We start from the raw sequence: 14,460 nt of genomic DNA, 5'->3' as shown, positions 1-14,460 counted from the left end.
GACGGGGTCTGCCCGGGGAAGTGCCAGAAGTCATGCCCCGGCGGGCAGTCTTCAGGCTCGGGCGGCTCAGGCCAGCGATGCCGCGACGGCTTCGACGCGCGCGTGGTGGATGGCCTCGCCGATCTTCGGACCGGTTGCGCCAGATTGCAGGGCGGCTTTCGCCACCTCGTCGGTGGCCACGGCCGCTGCCGTCGCCAACGCCGCGAGCAGGCGCTGGCGCTGTGGATAGGGATCGTCGTTGCCGGGGTTGCTGCGCGCTTCGCACTCGCGGGCCAGCAGGGCGTCGGCGAAGCGCGCGGGCTTGCGGAAGGCGTCGCAGCGCTCCAGCAGCCGGACCAGCCCGGCGGCGTCGAGCGTGCCGCTGCCGTCGATGTGCGTGTGTTCGCGCGCGACCACCTCGGCCAGTTCGCGGATCTCCACCGGCACGCGCCAGCGTTCGCACAGCGCGTGCAGTGCAGCGAGGCCCGGCCTGGTGCTCTTGCCGAGGCCGCCGGTCAGGCAGGCGAAGCGCACGGCAAGCGATGCCTTCAGCCGCGCGCTCGTGTCGACCACCTGCATCAGCCGCCCGCCGGCATCGATCTCGGGCAGCAGCACCGACAGCGCACCGCATTCGCGCAGCACCTCGAACATGCGCGAGGGGCGTGTTTCCATCAGGCCGCGCGACAGCTCCTGCCACACGCGCTCCGGCACAAGCGCATCGACTTCGCCGGCCGCGACCATCTCGCGCATCAGCGCCTTGGTTTCGGGGGCGACGTCGAAGTCGTCGAAGCGGGCGGAGAAGCGCGCCACGCGCAGGATGCGCACCGGGTCTTCGCGGAAGGCGTCGGTCACATGGCGCAGCACCTTGTCGCGCAGGTCGCGCTGGCCGTGGAAGGGATCGGCCAGCGTCTCGGGCGTGGGGTTGAAGCGACCGTCGGGGCTCACCAGTTCGGCCGGCAGCGCGATGGCGTTGACGGTCAGGTCGCGGCGCGCCAGGTCTTGTTCGAGCGTGACGTCGGGGGCGGCGTGCACGGTGAAGCCGAGATAGCCCGGTGCGCTCTTGCGCTCGGTGCGGGCGAGCGCGTATTCCTCGCGTGTCTGCGGATGCAGGAACACCGGAAAGTCGCGCCCCACCGGCAGGTAGCCGCGCGCCACCATTTCCTCGGGGGTGGCACCGACCACCAGCCAGTCGTGGTCGGACACCGGACGGTCCAGCAGGCGGTCGCGCAAGGCACCGCCGACGAGAAAAATTTTCATGGCCTCAGTGTAGGGATACTCCGTGGCTTGAAAATAGAACGGTCGTTCGATAATCTGCGGATCGGACCGGGCAATCGTCTGTCGTACGGAAGATTTACAGCGGCGATCACAGCCGACGCCCGCCTCCGTAGAGGGATATTTCATTCAAAGGAGCAATTCAGATCATGAAGAAAACAACGATTGCGCTTGCAGCCTTGGGCGCCCTGGCGTCCGGCAGCGCCATGGCGCAACAGGCCGGCGACTGGGTCGTCGGCGCAGGGTGGTTCCATCTGTCACCGCAGGATTCGAGCAAGCCGCTGACCGTGACCTCGCCCATTCCGAGCGTGCTGCCCGGTTCCGGCGCCAGCGTGAGCAATTCCGACACCCTGGGCCTCAGCGCCACCTACTTCCTCGACAGCCACTGGGCGGTGGAAGGCGTGTTCGGCGTGCCCCCGAAGTTCAAGCTCAACGGCACCGGCACTCTCGGCCGCGTGGGCCAGCTCGGCGAGGCTCGCCAGTGGAGCCCGACGGTCCTGGGCAAGTATTTCTTCAACGAAGGCAACGACGCCTTCCGGCCGTTCGTGGGCCTGGGCGCCACCTATGTCTGGTACAGCAACGTCAAGCTGACCTCGAGCCTGCAGGGCGCGCTGGCCAGCCAGTTCCACCAGTCGCCGTTCGCCGTGAACACCACTGCCAAGCTCGACAGCTCGTTCGCGCCGGTGATCAACGTGGGCGCGGCCTACCAGTTCGACAAGCACTGGGGTATCTCGTTCTCGGTGTCGTACATCCCGCTGAAGACCAAGGCCAAGCTGACCACGACCTCGGTCTACGGCCTGCCCGTGGCCAACAGCGAGGCCAGCCTGAAGCTGAACCCGATCGTGACCTACGTGTCGGCAACATACAGGTTCTGAACCTGGCTTGCCCCCAGGCTGCGCGCACTTCGTGTCGCTTCGCCAACCCCCTGCCGGGGGCGACACCTGCGGCCCGGCAAAGCCGGTTCCGCGGTGTCCCGCGATTCCCCTCGCAAGGGCACGCCACTCTTGTTCGAAGAGCCCTATCGCCCGGTGCGGTAGGGCTCTTCGAATTGGAGGAAGTCCTTTTCCGCGAGTCCAGCGTCGATCCAGGCCTTGACGCCCGGCAACGCCTGCACGCGCTCGATGTAGGCCGTGATGTGCGCAGGCACCGGCAGGCCGTAGGTCCTGATGCGCGTGCCGATCGGCGCGAAGTAGGCGTCGGCGATGCCGAATTCGCGGCCGAACAGCATCGGGCCGCCGTGCGCGTCGAGCAGGCCGCTCCACATCTGCACGATGCGCGCGAGGTCGCTGCCGACTTCGGGCACTTCCTTCATCAGCCGCGCGCCCACCTCGGGCAGCGAGGCTTCGAGGTTCATGCCGCAATGGCCGCGCAGGCCGCCGAAGCCCGAGTGCATCTCGGCGCAGACGCTTCGGGCGCGCGCGCGGTCGGCCACCGAACGGGGCCAGAGCTGCTTATCGGGGAAGGTCTCGGCGAGGTACTCGGCGATGGCCAGCGTGTCCCAGATGACGAGATCGCCGTCGACCAGCACCGGCACCTTCGCCACCGGGTTCAGCGCGCCGATGGTGTGCTTGAACTGCGAGTCGGCCTCGAAGGAATCGAAGCGCACCGCGACTTCCTCGAAGTCGATGCCGGCCTGCTTCATCAGCACCCAGGGCCGCATGGACCATGACGAGTAGTTCTTGTTGCCGACGTAGAGCTTGCGCATGAGGGGTTCTCCGGTCCGTTGCGGTGGTTCTGAAACAAAGCTCCCGATGCTAGCCGCGCGCCGGACGGCAATTGATGCCGAACGCCGCGTGAATTGATGCGGGAGGGCGGTCAGCGCTGGCGGGTGTCGTCGCCGGCGCTGCCGCTGCTCTTCTTCGGTCCGGCCACCCGCTCGATCAGGCTCACGAGCCGCGGCACCAGTGCCAGAACGGCGAGCGCGAGCAGCGCGCTGGTCACGGCCGTCACCTCGCGGCCGAGTCCGCAGGCCATGCCGATGGCCGCCGTCATCCACAGGCCCGCCGCCGTGGTCAGGCCCTGCACATGGCTTTCGTCCTTGCCCTGCTTGAGGATGGTGCCGGCGCAGAGGAAGCCCACGCCGGCCACCAGCCCCTGGATGACGCGGCTCATGTCGGCCGGCACGATGCCGGTCTGCTGCGGGATCAGAACGAACATCGCCGAGCCGATCGCCACCAGCATGTGGGTGCGCACGCCGGCCGCCTTGCCCTGCTGCTCGCGCTCGAAGCCGAGCACGAAGCCCAGCGCGCCCGCGAGCGTGAGGCGCAGCACGATGCGCGTGAGCTGCGCGACGTCACCCACATCCGAGAACTCGGACGCGATGGTGTCGAGGACCTCGTCGCGCCAGCTCATTTCAGGCGGCGGACTTCAGGGGAGGTCCTTGTTCGGCTCGGGCTCGGAGGCGTCGCGCGGGCCCACGCGGCCCAGGCGCTCCTTAAGCGACTGCGGCCGGCCGCTGATGATGGCGGCGTAGTTGGTGGTGTTGGCCAGCACCTTCTTCACGTAGTCGCGCGTCTCGTTGAACGGCACGTTCTCGGCCCAGATGGCCGCGTCGATCACCGGGCCGTTGCGCCAGTTGCGCGGGCGGCCCGGGCCGGCGTTGTAGGCGGCGGCGGCCAGCGCCATGGAGCCGTCGAAGTCGTCGAGCGCCAGCTTCAGGTAGTTGGTGCCGATGGTGATGTTGGTCTCGCGGTCGTTGATCTGGCCGGGCGAGAAGTCGGTCATGCCGATCTTGCGGGCCGTCCAGCGCGCGGTGGCGGGCATGACCTGCATCAGGCCCGAGGCGCCGACGCCGGAGCGCGCGTCCATGATGAAGCGGCTTTCCTGGCGGATCAGGCCGTAGACGTAGGCCGGGTCGAGGCCGATGTCCTGGCTCTTGCGCAGCACCGTGTCGTGGAAGGGCATCGGGAAGCGCTGCTCGACGTCGACCACGCCCTTGGTGCGTTCGCTGGTGTTGATGCAGCGGTCCCACACCTCGCGCTGGCAGGCGAAGTCGGCCGCGGCCAGCAGCGCGCGGTCGTCCATGCCGCCCTTGTCGTGCAGGTTGGTGGCGTAGTTCCACTCGCGCGTGCCCTCGGGGCGCAGGCCGATGGCGATGGCGTAGAGGCCGCGGGCGAGCGACGGGTTGTTGCGCGCGGCCGCCTTCTCTTCGGGCGTGAGCGGGGCGGGGCGCGTGGCGGCCACGGTGCGCTGGCCGAGTTCCTCTAGCGCCAGCATCTCGTAGAAGCCGCGCGAGCCGGCGATGCTCTGGTAGAGCTCGCGGGCCTGGGCGCGGCGTTCGTCGCCGCCGGCATTGGACAGGGCACGGGCCTTCCAGTAGACCCAGGTCGGGTCGAGCTGGGCGGCCTCGCTCATGGCGTTGATGGCGGGCGCCACCTCCTTCCACTGGCCGGCGCGCAGGGCGGCGCGCACGCGCCAGCCGAGCATGTCGTCGGACAGGTCGCTGTTCTTGGTGACGTTGGCGTAATAGGTGCCGGCCTGCGGCCACAGCTTGATGGCGCCGGCGCGGCCGATGGTGCCCCAGAGCCAGTTGCGCTCCTCGGCAGAGAGCATCGGGCCCCACTTGCTGTCGAGCTGCGAGGCTGCCAGCTCGGGGTCGGCGATGGCGACCTTGATGAGCGCGAGCACCACCAGCTCCTTGCGCGACTTGGCGGCCACGAAGGCGCGGCCGGTCAGGAACTTGGCAGAGCTGGCATTGAGCTCCTCGAACAGCGGCAGCGCGTCGGGCGCGGCGATGGTGACGGCGGCGCGCGCGGCCTGCGGGCGGTTGGCTTCCATCGCCAGGCGCGCTTTCTTCCAGGCGTCGTTGGTCGACATCAGGCGTGCGGCGACCATGCGGTCGGCGGCGGTGGCGCAGCCGTCGTCGGAGTCTTTCTGGGCGAACCAGTTGCGGCGCACCTCGTCGGCCTGCGCCTGCGTGGCGGTGCCGCTGCGCAGCGAGTCGACCAGGATCGCGTAGCAGCGCACCTGCGCGTCGTCGCCCATGCGGAAGCCGTCGACCGAGGCGGAGAAGTTGTCCCAGTCGCGGCGCTGGCCGGTGAGCAGCAGCCAGTCGTTGCGCAGGCGGTCTTCCTGGTAGGTGCCGGGGTAGCGCGCGAAGAAGTCCTGCACTTCGTTGGGGGCGGCTTCCTGCAGGCGTGCCTTGAGTTCCCAGTAGGCGGCCCAGGGTTCGAGCGCGTGGCCGCGGGCTTGCGGCAGCAGGGCCGTCAGGCGGGCCTTGTCGCCGCGCTGGAAGGCCTGCTTCATCTGGACCAGAACGTCGTCGTTGGTGTTGCTCTGGGCTGCGGCGGGTTGCTGTGACAGCAACGCGGCGAGGGCAAGGACCGCGGAAAAAACCAGTGCGGGTGCCGCGTTGCGCGGGCGATGGCGCTTGGATGCCAAAATGCTTGGGAACTGCATCGGGGGATTATGGACAAGTCAAAGGGTGCCGACACTTCGGCAACGGCGAGTTTTCTTAAGGAACAGTTGAGAAAAGCACTCATCGAGCAACGCCTCGCGATGCCCGACCGGCTGACACGCGCGGACCTGTTGCAGCGCGTGATGCGGATCTGGCTGGTCGGACGGCCCGACACCGTGATCGGCGCCTACTGGCCCATCAAGGGCGAGTTCGATCCGCTGCCCGCCCTGCACCGCTGGAAGGAAGACGGCGAACTCATGGAAGAGCCCCAGCGCCGCCGCATCGGACTGCCGGTGATCGACAAAGTTCACAAGACCCTGACCTTCCACGCCTGGTACCCGGGCTGCCAGATGGAAGAAGACGCCTACGGCATCCCCAAGCCCAAGGACACCGAGTTGATCGTGCCGACCCTGCTGTTCGTGCCCTGCGTGGGCTACAGCGCGGGCGGCTACCGGCTGGGCTACGGTGGCGGCTTCTACGACCGCACGCTGGCGGCGCTGGAGCCTCGGCCGTTCACGGTGGGGCTGGGTTTCACCAACGGCTTCCTCGAGGACTTCGAGCCCGAGGCGCACGACCTGCCGTTGGACGCCATCCTGAACGACAACGGCGTCGTCTGGCCAACGAGCTGAGGCGGCCCTCGCGCCTCAGTCGATGTTGTCGACGGTGTCCGGGTCGGGCACCTCGCCGATGGTCTCGCGCGTGGTCACGGCCTGGAGCTGCAGCCAGTCGCAGAACGCCCTGATTTCCGGCCGCTGCACGCTGCGCGGCCCCGCGATCAGCCAGTAGGACATCGGCGAATCCATGCGGTGCTGCGGCAGCACCTCGACCAGGTCGCCGTTGGCCAGGCTCTCGGCAATCAACGAACTGCGCGCCAGCGTCACGCCCTGGCCGGTGAGCGCGGCCTGCACCATCTGGTAGGCGTAGTTGAAATAGAGCCAGCGCTTGGGCTGCGCGCGTTCCAGTCCGTTCACCTCGAACCAGCGGCGCCAGGTCAGCCATTCCAGGTGCGTGCGGTGCGCGTCGCCGGCCTCGATGAGCGTGAACTGCGTCATGTCGGCCGGCGTCTTGATGGGCGGGCTGCTCTTCAGCAGCCAGGGGCTGGCCACCGGCGTCAGCGTTTCGCCGAACAGGCGCACGGCGCCGGCCGGCATCGCCTCGCGCGGGCCGTAGCGCAGGGCGATGTCCACGTCGGCCACGTCGAGGTCGACCGCCACGTCGCTGGCGTCGATGCGGATGTCGATCTCGGGGTTGTCGCGCTGGAAGGCCTCCAGCCTCGGGATCAGCCACATCGAGGCGAACGAGGCGAAGGTGGTCAGCGACACGCTCTGTCGCCCCGCGCTCTGGCGGATCTGGCGCACGGCCGTGTCGATGCGCGGCAGCGACTGCTGCACCGCCAGCAGCAGCAGGGCGCCCGCGCTGGTGAGCTCCACCGCGCGCGTGTGGCGCAGGAACAGGGCGACGCCCACTTCTTCTTCGAGTGACTGGATCTGGCGGCTCACGGCCGACTGGGTCAGTGCCATTTCTTCCGCCGCGGCACGGAAGTTCAGGTGCCGGGCGACGGCCTCGAAGGCGCGCAGGTGCCCGGCGGAGATCGGGCGGGAACGCAGATGGGTCTGGGAATGTTGCATGGGTATGAATCCGGGGCGGTTTGCGGCCAATCGATTGATGCGAAACCAGCATCAGTAGGCTACCTCGTTTTCATTGGACCGCCAACGCCATAGAAACGATCATTCATTCCCGAACTGCGCTATTGCCACTTTCTGTCAAGCGCACCGGCAAAGCCAAGGAGTTTCATCATGTCCACCGCCGTCTGCACCACCGAATCGCTCTCGTCCCTGTCCGTCCCGGCTCGCGCCGCCACCGTTCCGCCGGCTGTCCGCCGCGGTGCGTGGCAGATCGCTCCCGGCGAGGCGATGAGCCTGAAGGCGCGGGCGGCCAGCATCCTGCGCGTGAAGCAGGGTCGCGTGTGGATCACGCCCGACGCCACGCTCGCCAACCCCAGCGAAGACCTGGTGCTCGCACCCGGCGAATCGCTGATGGTGGCTGCGGGCCAGCGCATCGTGATGGAGGCCTGGGACGGCTACGGCGCGACCTACAGCTGGGACAACGCCTGAGCGATTGTTCGTCCTCCATGAGCTGAAAAGGCGGCCTCGGCCGCCTTTTTCTTTTTGAAGCGCCTTTTCGGGGGATGGCGCAGTCCCGTCCCGTCTTCAGCCGTTGATGTCGAAGCTGGGAACCAGTGACAGGAAGTGCCGCAGCGCCGCTTCCCCGTCTAGCGCATGCACGCCGGCCATCTGGTCGGGCCCCTCGCACTCGGCCAGCCCCATGCCGAAGCCGCTGTAGCGGCGAATTTCCAACGGAGCCTCGTAGACCACCCTGACACCGACATGGCGCGGGTCTGCCGCGATCAGCCGCATCAGCGCGTCGACGGCTTCGCGCGGGCCTTCCAGGTGCTGGCAGAAACGCAGGCCGTCGAACACCAGCAGGCCCGTGATGTCGTGCTGCGCGTTGCGGATGCGCGCCCGCGAGGCGATCGTGCCCACGGTGCCCGGAGCCAGGTCCTGGGCCAGCGTGCTGCAATAAAGGACTTCGTAGAGTGGTGGCGTGGCTTCTTCTGTCATGCGTCTTGGGTTGGAAGGCGGTGCGGAGTTTAGGTGCCCGCCGGACGCCGCGAAATGTCAAAAGACACAGGCCCTGCGCCTATAGTGAAGCGTGAAATTCGAGGACTACCCCGCCGCCATGGCGCCTCCCAGGGGCGTGAATCCGTGCGCCCAGTGCGCATTGCGCCGGCTCGACGCCTTCCTGCCTCCCTCCGGCGAGGAACTGGAGACCATCGAGTCCTTCCGCGTCGGCGCCCGGCGCGTGGAGGCCGGCAGCCCGATCATCGACGAGCACCGGCCGAGCCCGCAGCTCTTCACCCTCTATTCGGGCTGGGCCTTCCGCTACAAGACGCTGAGCGACGGCCGGCGGCAGATATTGAGCTTCCTGCTGCCCGGCGATTTCCTCGGCCTGCAGGACGAGTTCGCCGACGGCCAGACCCACGGCGTCGAGGCGGTGACCGACGTCACGCTGTGTGCCTTCTCGCGCGAGAGGCTCTGGGGCCTGTTCCACGCCCAGCCCAAGCTGGGCTACGACATCACCTGGCTGGCGGCCCGCGAGGAGAAGATGGTCGACGACAACCTCGTCACCGCCGGTCGGCGCAATGCCGGCGAGCGGGTGGCCATGCTGCTGATGCACCTGTACCGCCGCGCCCAGCGCGTGGGCATGGAGCGTGACGGCTGGGTCGAGTTTCCGTTCAGCCAGCAGCACATCGCCGACGCGCTGGGGCTGTCGCTGGTGCACACCAACAAGACGCTGCGGCGGCTGCAGCGCCTGGGGCTCTACAGGATCGACGCCGGCTGGCTGCGCATCCTGGAGCCGCATGCGCTGGAAAGGCTGGGCGATTACTTCGAGCGGCCGATGCGGCCGACGCCGCTGATTTAGTTCAGCGCGCCGCCACCAGCTGCCGCAGGTCGTCCTGGTAGGCCTGCAGCCGGCGCACCGCCTGCGCGCGCTGGCTCGCGCTCGTGCCGTTGTGCATGGCCGCGGTGTTGCGACAGCCCTCCTGCAGCAGCGCCTGCTGCTGGTCGCGCCAGGGACCGGGCGGCGGATCGGCGATGCGCTGGATGTAGCCATGCAGCGCGGCGCGGGCCTCGGCCGGCGAAGGCTTGCTGGCGACGAAGCCGCGCAGTAGCGCCAGCGCCTCCTGCTGGCGCTTTCGGCGCTCGGCGTCCGCCAGCTTCGGGTCGAACACCGACTGGGCGACCTGCTGCTTCAGCAGATCGCGCTGCTCGCCGGTGAGCCGGCCGTAGAAATCCTCGGTGCGGTCGAGGAACTGGTCGTAGCGCTTCTCCTGCACCTGCGCCGGCGTGCGGTCGAGCCAGTCCTTGCGGTACTCGGCATTGTTCTTGGCGTACTTGCGCTCCAGCTGCTGCAACTGGGCGTCGCTCAGGCTCAGGGCCAGGTCGGTGCCGGCGGCCTCGGCGCGCTCGGTCACCGCCAGCAGGCGCTCGCGGATGCGGTCGGCCATGGCGCAGACCTGTTCCGGCGTCACCTCGCCCGGGGTCATCGCCTCTGCCTCCTTCAGCAGCGACGCGAGGCGCGGCAGTTCGTTCTGCCGGTGCCATGCCAGCAACTGGGCCAGCTCGTCGCGCACCTTCGGGGTTTGGGCGCCGTCGAAATCCAGGTAGCCGTCGAGCCACCAGTAGCTCACCGTCGGTAGGTTGTTGTAGGCCAGCTGGATCGCGCTGCAGGCGCCCAGCGCGGCCGCCACCAGCAGCGCGCCGATAATCCGCGCCACTGCAGCGCAACGAATCCGGGAAGAAAAACGCATGAATCAGACTCCGCAACAAGACAGCAACCACGGGCCGGTCGACGTCGTCATCATGGCCGCCGGCAAGGGCACGCGCATGAAGAGCAGACTGCCCAAAGTGTTGCATCGATTGGGTGGCCGCGCACTCCTGGCGCATGTGGCCGGCACCGCGGGGCGCATCGGCGCGCGCGGCGTGGTGGTCGTCACCGGCCACGGCGCGGCCGAGGTCGAGGCCTCCATGGCCGGCGGCATCGAAGGCGCCACGCTGCGCTTCGCGCGCCAGGAGCCGCAGCTCGGCACCGGCCACGCGGTGCAGCAGGCCGCGCCGCTGCTGGCGGACGACGGCACGGTGGTCGTGCTTTCGGGCGACGTGCCGCTGATCGGCGAAGACACGCTGCGCGCACTCGTCGCGGCCAGCGCGGGCGGCAAGCTGGCGCTGCTGACCATCGAATTCGACGACCCAACGGGCTACGGCCGGGTCATCCGCTCGGGCGGCACGGGCGACGTCCAGGCCGTTGTCGAGCACAAGGACGCCACCGAGGCCCAGCGCGCGGTGCGCGAGATCTACAGCGGCGTGATGGCCGTGCCGGCGCGCCTGCTCAAGGGTTGGCTTGCGCGGCTGGACAACAACAACGCCCAGGGCGAGTACTACCTGACCGACGTGGTGAAGCTCGCGGCCGCCGACGGCGTGCCCGTGGTCGCGCACATCACCACCGATGCGCTGCGGGTGGCCGGCATCAACAGCCCGGCCCAGCTCGCGGCGCTGGAGCGTGCCTGGCAGCTGCGCCAGGCGAGCGCGCTGATGGAGCAGGGCGTGCGCCTGGCCGACCCGGCGCGCTTCGACCTGCGCGGCACGCTCGAATGCGCGGCCGACGTGGAGATCGACGTCAACTGCGTCTTCGAGGGTGCCGTGTCGCTGGGCGAGGGCGTGCGCATCGGCGCGAACTGCGTCATTGCCAATGCGCGCATCGAGGCCGGCGCGGTGATCCATCCGTTCACCCACATCGAGGGCGAGAAGGCCGGCGTGAGCGTCGGCGCGGGCTCGCTGATCGGCCCCTTCGCCCGCTTGCGGCCGGGCGCGCAGCTGGGTACCGAGGTGCACATCGGCAACTTCGTCGAAGTGAAGAACTCGACGCTGGCTGCCGGCGCGAAGGCCAACCACCTCGCCTACCTGGGCGACGCCACCGTGGGCGAACGCGTGAACTACGGCGCGGGCAGCATCACCGCCAACTACGACGGCGCCAACAAGCACCGCACCGTGATCGGCGACGACGTGCACGTGGGCAGCAACTGCGTGCTGGTGGCGCCGATCACCATCGGCGCGGGCGGCACCATCGGCGGCGGCTCGACCATCAACAAGTCGACCGAGCCGGGGGCGCTGACTGTGGCGCGCAGCAAGCCGGTGAGCTTCCCGAACTGGAAGCGTCCGCAAAAGAAGCCGAAGGCCTGAGGGGCTTCTTCAGGTCCGGGGCCCCAGCGGCAGCCGGGGCTCGAACTTCGCGCGCTTCAGGCTGAAGAAGGCCTTGACGTTGCGCACGTTCGCATCGGCTGTGAACAGGCGCTGCGTGAGTTCGGCGTAGCCGGGCATGTCGCGCGCCGCCACCACCAGCACGAAGTCCGGGCCGGGCGACACGCGCCAGCATTGCTGGACCGCGTCGTCGGCGATCACGCGCGCCTCGAAGGCGTCGAGCGAGGCGGCGTCCTGCCGGTCCAGCGAGATCTCGATCACCGCCTGCAGGCCGTGACCCAGCACCGTGGCGAGCCGGTCGGGCGACAGCAGCGCGACCTGGCGCTCGATCAGCCCGAGCTCGCGCAGCCGCTGCACGCGGCGCAGGCAGGTGGGCGGGGAGATGCCCATGTCCGCGGCGAGTCGCTGGTTGGTCTGTGAGGCATCGCGCTGCAGGGCCTCGAGCAGCCGCAAGTCTGTTGAATCGAGCGAGATTGATTCCATATTCAGAGAAATTATGGAATAAAAGTCCAAATAGGAAAAATGAAGAAATAAAAGTCCGAAATCAATGAAATTTCGAATGCATATTTCTTTCATGCCTTCCTACCATCGAGCCTCTTCTTCATTCAAAGGCAGCTCACCATGTGCGGCATCGTCGGGGCAGCGTCCCATCGCAACATCGTTCCGGTCCTCGTGCAGGGCCTCCAGCGGCTCGAGTACCGCGGCTATGACTCGTGCGGCGTGGCAGTGCAGGCCGGCGGCCTGACACGGGCGCGCACCACCTCGCGCGTGGCCGACCTCGTGGCGCAGGTGCGCGACGACAAGGTCGAAGGCCTCACCGGCATCGCCCACACGCGCTGGGCCACGCACGGCGCGCCGGCGGTGCACAACGCGCATCCGCATTTCAGCCACGGTCCCGGCGCCGATGCGCAGGCCGCGCGGCCTGGCCGCGTCGCGCTCGTGCACAACGGCATCATCGAGAACCACGAAACGCTGCGCGCCGCGCTCGAAGCCAAGGGCTACGCCTTCGAGAGCCAGACCGACACCGAGGTCATCGCCCACCTCGTCGACAGCCTCTACGACGGCGACCTGTTCGAGGCCGTCAAGGCCGCCGTGCTGCAGCTGCACGGCGCCTACGCCATTGCCGTGATCTGCCGCGACGAGCCGCAGCGCGTGGTCGGTGCGCGCGCGGGCTCGCCGCTGATCCTGGGCGCTGGCAAGGACGGTGCCGAGAACTTCCTCGCCAGCGACGCGATGGCCCTGGCCGGCGTGACCGACCAGATCATCTACCTGGAAGAGGGCGACGTGGTCGACCTGCAGCCCGGCAAGTACTGGATCGTCGACAAGAACCACAAACCGGTCACCCGCCAGGTGCGCACCGTGCTGGCCCACAGCGGTGCGGCCGAGCTCGGCCCCTACCGCCACTACATGCAGAAGGAAATCTTCGAGCAGCCGCGCGCCATCGGCGACACGCTCGAAGGCGTGGAAGGCATCGTGCCCGAGCTGTTCGACGGCATCGGCCAGGACGGCGCCACGGGAGCGAGCGCGCATCGCGTGTTCCAGGACATCGACAAGATCCTCATCCTCGCCTGCGGCACCAGCTACTACAGCGGCTGCACCGCCAAGTACTGGCTCGAAGGCATCGCGAAGATCTCCACCCAGGTCGAGATCGCCAGCGAGTACCGTTATCGCGAGTCCGTGCCCGATCCGAAGACGCTGGTCGTCACCATCAGCCAGTCGGGCGAAACCGCCGACACGCTGGCCGCGCTGAAGCACGCTCGCTCGCTGGGCATGGAGCAGACGCTGACCATCTGCAACGTCGCCACCAGCGCGATGGTGCGCGAGTGCAAGCTGGCGTACATCACGCGCGCCGGCGTGGAAATCGGCGTGGCGTCGACCAAGGCCTTCACCACGCAGCTGGCGGGGCTCTTTTTGCTCACGCTCGCCATAGCGCAGGCCAAGGGCCGGCTGAGCGACGCCGACGAGGCGCGCTACCTGAAGGAGATGCGCCACCTGCCCGTCGCGCTGCAGTCGGTCTTGGCGCTGGAGCCGCAGATCATCGGCTGGGCCGAGGACTTCGCGCGCAAGGACAACGCGCTCTTCCTCGGGCGTGGGTTGCACTACCCGATCGCGCTCGAAGGCGCGCTCAAGCTCAAGGAAGTGACCTACATCCACGCCGAGGCGTATGCCGCCGGCGAACTCAAGCACGGCCCGCTCGCGCTGGTGACCAGCGAGATGCCCGTGGTGGCCGTGGCCCCCAACGACGCGCTGCTCGAGAAGCTCAAGAGCAACCTGCAGGAAGTGCGCGCGCGCGGCGGCGTGCTCTACGTGCTGGCCGACGGCGACACGAAGATCAAGAGCAGCGAGGGGCTGCACGTGATCCGCATGCCCGAGCACTACGGCGCGCTCTCGCCGATCCTGCACGTGGTGCCGCTGCAGCTGCTGGCGTATCACACGGCGTGTGCGCGCGGGACTGATGTGGACAAGCCGCGCAATCTCGCGAAGAGCGTGACGGTGGAGTGAGCCTGAAGGCTTCAGGGTGGTGATGGCCTTGATTTCCAGATATTGGGGAGAATGTTGGCGCGGACACGTGAGAGCGCTCGGGGGCGCTTCAAACCCACTTCAGAAGGCGATCGAACCGTGAACGCGTCGACCTCTCGTCGGCAGCACGTGCATGGCGGGCTCGGGATCGCGAGTTGTTCAGACCTTCCCTAGATCTCCGATAGAGAGATAGTGTGTTCGATGTTGCTCCTTGCCATCGAGCACCGGAAAACCCAGCATGCTCAACCGCACTGGCACGTCGGATGGACCGGATAGTTGCGCCAGCCTTCGGGCGCGTTGGGTATCCGCTTTTCTCCTTTGATCTGCCAGGGCAACGGATGGCACTGCTTCCTGCATGCCTCCTCGGCCGTCTGCCTCGGCTGCTTGCCCCGCTCCCAGCCGTACCAGCCGGCCGCGGCGGACAACACGACGAGAGCCGTCAAGAAAAGTACCTTCGAGCGTTTCAGTTTCATC

Annotated in this window: 15 protein-coding genes; 6 read left to right on the top strand and 9 right to left on the bottom strand. The window is 68.1% G+C overall.

Annotated features, from left to right (window positions below):
• Window positions 1-66 precede the first annotated feature (66 nt).
• The gene (locus EJO71_RS08220) at window positions 67-1,236 is read right to left on the bottom strand and encodes a multifunctional CCA addition/repair protein (protein WP_125948463.1); all 1,170 of its coding nucleotides are present in this window, start codon (window positions 1,234-1,236) and stop codon (window positions 67-69) included.
• Window positions 1,237-1,400: 164 nt separating this feature from the next.
• Between EJO71_RS08220 and EJO71_RS08215 the strand changes: the two genes are divergently transcribed.
• On the top strand, window positions 1,401-2,126 hold the full coding sequence (locus tag EJO71_RS08215; RefSeq protein WP_125948464.1) for an OmpW family outer membrane protein: 726 nt from the start codon (window positions 1,401-1,403) through the stop codon (window positions 2,124-2,126).
• 143 nt (window positions 2,127-2,269) lie between these two features.
• Here EJO71_RS08215 and EJO71_RS08210 read toward each other — a convergent pair whose 3' ends face one another.
• From EJO71_RS08210 to EJO71_RS08200, 3 genes are all read right to left on the bottom strand, one after another.
• Complete coding sequence (locus tag EJO71_RS08210; RefSeq protein WP_125948465.1) at window positions 2,270-2,956, bottom strand: glutathione S-transferase family protein; 687 nt, start codon at window positions 2,954-2,956, stop codon at window positions 2,270-2,272.
• A 110-nt stretch (window positions 2,957-3,066) separates the two neighbouring features.
• A complete protein-coding gene (locus EJO71_RS08205; protein ID WP_125948466.1) occupies window positions 3,067-3,603 on the bottom strand; it encodes an MgtC/SapB family protein in 537 nt (178 codons plus the stop codon).
• A 15-nt stretch (window positions 3,604-3,618) separates the two neighbouring features.
• Window positions 3,619-5,649, bottom strand: coding sequence for a lytic transglycosylase domain-containing protein (locus EJO71_RS08200; protein ID WP_125948467.1), 2,031 nt, complete (start codon window positions 5,647-5,649; stop codon window positions 3,619-3,621).
• Window positions 5,650-5,658: 9 nt separating this feature from the next.
• Between EJO71_RS08200 and EJO71_RS08195 the strand changes: the two genes are divergently transcribed.
• A complete protein-coding gene (locus EJO71_RS08195) occupies window positions 5,659-6,276 on the top strand; it encodes a 5-formyltetrahydrofolate cyclo-ligase (RefSeq protein WP_125948468.1) in 618 nt (205 codons plus the stop codon).
• Window positions 6,277-6,291: 15 nt separating this feature from the next.
• Here the strand turns inward: EJO71_RS08195 and EJO71_RS08190 are convergent, their stop codons facing one another.
• A complete protein-coding gene (locus EJO71_RS08190; protein WP_125948469.1) occupies window positions 6,292-7,275 on the bottom strand; it encodes a LysR substrate-binding domain-containing protein in 984 nt (327 codons plus the stop codon).
• 168 nt (window positions 7,276-7,443) lie between these two features.
• Between EJO71_RS08190 and EJO71_RS08185 the strand changes: the two genes are divergently transcribed.
• Window positions 7,444-7,761 (top strand): DUF2917 domain-containing protein, encoded by a 318-nt coding sequence (locus EJO71_RS08185; protein WP_125948470.1) that lies wholly within the window; start codon window positions 7,444-7,446, stop codon window positions 7,759-7,761.
• Window positions 7,762-7,857: 96 nt separating this feature from the next.
• On the opposite strand, the gene EJO71_RS08180 is transcribed toward EJO71_RS08185, so the two are convergent.
• Window positions 7,858-8,268 carry a BLUF domain-containing protein gene (locus EJO71_RS08180; RefSeq protein WP_125948471.1) on the bottom strand — a complete coding sequence of 137 codons (411 nt, stop codon included), beginning with the start codon at window positions 8,266-8,268 and terminating at the stop codon, window positions 7,858-7,860.
• A 118-nt stretch (window positions 8,269-8,386) separates the two neighbouring features.
• Here EJO71_RS08180 and EJO71_RS08175 point away from each other — a divergent pair, with 118 nt between their 5' ends.
• Entirely contained in the window at window positions 8,387-9,130 is a 744-nt protein-coding gene (locus tag EJO71_RS08175) for a Crp/Fnr family transcriptional regulator (RefSeq protein ID WP_125948652.1), read from the top strand.
• 1 nt (window position 9,131) lies between these two features.
• Here the strand turns inward: EJO71_RS08175 and EJO71_RS08170 are convergent, their stop codons facing one another.
• Complete coding sequence (locus EJO71_RS08170) at window positions 9,132-10,019, bottom strand: DUF6279 family lipoprotein (protein ID WP_240651338.1); 888 nt, start codon at window positions 10,017-10,019, stop codon at window positions 9,132-9,134.
• Between EJO71_RS08170 and glmU the strand changes: the two genes are divergently transcribed.
• Window positions 10,018-11,448 carry a bifunctional UDP-N-acetylglucosamine diphosphorylase/glucosamine-1-phosphate N-acetyltransferase GlmU gene (glmU, locus tag EJO71_RS08165; protein ID WP_125948472.1) on the top strand — a complete coding sequence of 477 codons (1,431 nt, stop codon included), beginning with the start codon at window positions 10,018-10,020 and terminating at the stop codon, window positions 11,446-11,448. The two genes, EJO71_RS08170 and glmU, sit on opposite strands and share 2 nt — an antisense overlap.
• 9 nt (window positions 11,449-11,457) lie before the next feature.
• On the opposite strand, the gene EJO71_RS08160 is transcribed toward glmU, so the two are convergent.
• Window positions 11,458-11,949, bottom strand: coding sequence for an Lrp/AsnC family transcriptional regulator (locus EJO71_RS08160; protein WP_125948473.1), 492 nt, complete (start codon window positions 11,947-11,949; stop codon window positions 11,458-11,460).
• A 138-nt stretch (window positions 11,950-12,087) separates the two neighbouring features.
• Between EJO71_RS08160 and glmS the strand changes: the two genes are divergently transcribed.
• The gene (gene glmS, locus EJO71_RS08155; RefSeq protein WP_125948474.1) at window positions 12,088-13,968 is read left to right on the top strand and encodes a glutamine--fructose-6-phosphate transaminase (isomerizing); all 1,881 of its coding nucleotides are present in this window, start codon (window positions 12,088-12,090) and stop codon (window positions 13,966-13,968) included.
• 260 nt (window positions 13,969-14,228) lie between these two features.
• Here glmS and EJO71_RS08150 read toward each other — a convergent pair whose 3' ends face one another.
• A complete protein-coding gene (locus tag EJO71_RS08150) occupies window positions 14,229-14,459 on the bottom strand; it encodes a hypothetical protein (protein ID WP_125948475.1) in 231 nt (76 codons plus the stop codon).
• Window position 14,460 lies beyond the last annotated feature (1 nt).

Origin of the sequence: Variovorax sp. 679, from assembly GCF_003952185.1 — a bacterium.
In the GTDB taxonomy this organism is placed as follows: Bacteria; Pseudomonadota; Gammaproteobacteria; order Burkholderiales; family Burkholderiaceae_C; genus Variovorax.
This window is presented reverse-complemented; position numbering and strand designations above follow the sequence as displayed.

Coding starts and splice junctions, on each gene's coding strand:
- EJO71_RS08220 (WP_125948463.1), bottom strand. CDS start 1,236: ATGAAAATTTTTCTCGTCGGCGGTGCCTTGCGCGACCGCCTGCTGGAC.
- EJO71_RS08215 (WP_125948464.1), top strand. CDS start 1,401: ATGAAGAAAACAACGATTGCGCTTGCAGCCTTGGGCGCCCTGGCGTCC.
- EJO71_RS08210 (WP_125948465.1), bottom strand. CDS start 2,956: ATGCGCAAGCTCTACGTCGGCAACAAGAACTACTCGTCATGGTCCATG.
- EJO71_RS08205 (WP_125948466.1), bottom strand. CDS start 3,603: ATGAGCTGGCGCGACGAGGTCCTCGACACCATCGCGTCCGAGTTCTCG.
- EJO71_RS08200 (WP_125948467.1), bottom strand. CDS start 5,649: ATGCAGTTCCCAAGCATTTTGGCATCCAAGCGCCATCGCCCGCGCAAC.
- EJO71_RS08195 (WP_125948468.1), top strand. CDS start 5,659: ATGGACAAGTCAAAGGGTGCCGACACTTCGGCAACGGCGAGTTTTCTT.
- EJO71_RS08190 (WP_125948469.1), bottom strand. CDS start 7,275: ATGCAACATTCCCAGACCCATCTGCGTTCCCGCCCGATCTCCGCCGGG.
- EJO71_RS08185 (WP_125948470.1), top strand. CDS start 7,444: ATGTCCACCGCCGTCTGCACCACCGAATCGCTCTCGTCCCTGTCCGTC.
- EJO71_RS08180 (WP_125948471.1), bottom strand. CDS start 8,268: ATGACAGAAGAAGCCACGCCACCACTCTACGAAGTCCTTTATTGCAGC.
- EJO71_RS08175 (WP_125948652.1), top strand. CDS start 8,387: ATGGCGCCTCCCAGGGGCGTGAATCCGTGCGCCCAGTGCGCATTGCGC.
- glmU (WP_125948472.1), top strand. CDS start 10,018: ATGAATCAGACTCCGCAACAAGACAGCAACCACGGGCCGGTCGACGTC.
- EJO71_RS08170 (WP_240651338.1), bottom strand. CDS start 10,019: ATGCGTTTTTCTTCCCGGATTCGTTGCGCTGCAGTGGCGCGGATTATC.
- EJO71_RS08160 (WP_125948473.1), bottom strand. CDS start 11,949: ATGGAATCAATCTCGCTCGATTCAACAGACTTGCGGCTGCTCGAGGCC.
- glmS (WP_125948474.1), top strand. CDS start 12,088: ATGTGCGGCATCGTCGGGGCAGCGTCCCATCGCAACATCGTTCCGGTC.
- EJO71_RS08150 (WP_125948475.1), bottom strand. CDS start 14,459: ATGAAACTGAAACGCTCGAAGGTACTTTTCTTGACGGCTCTCGTCGTG.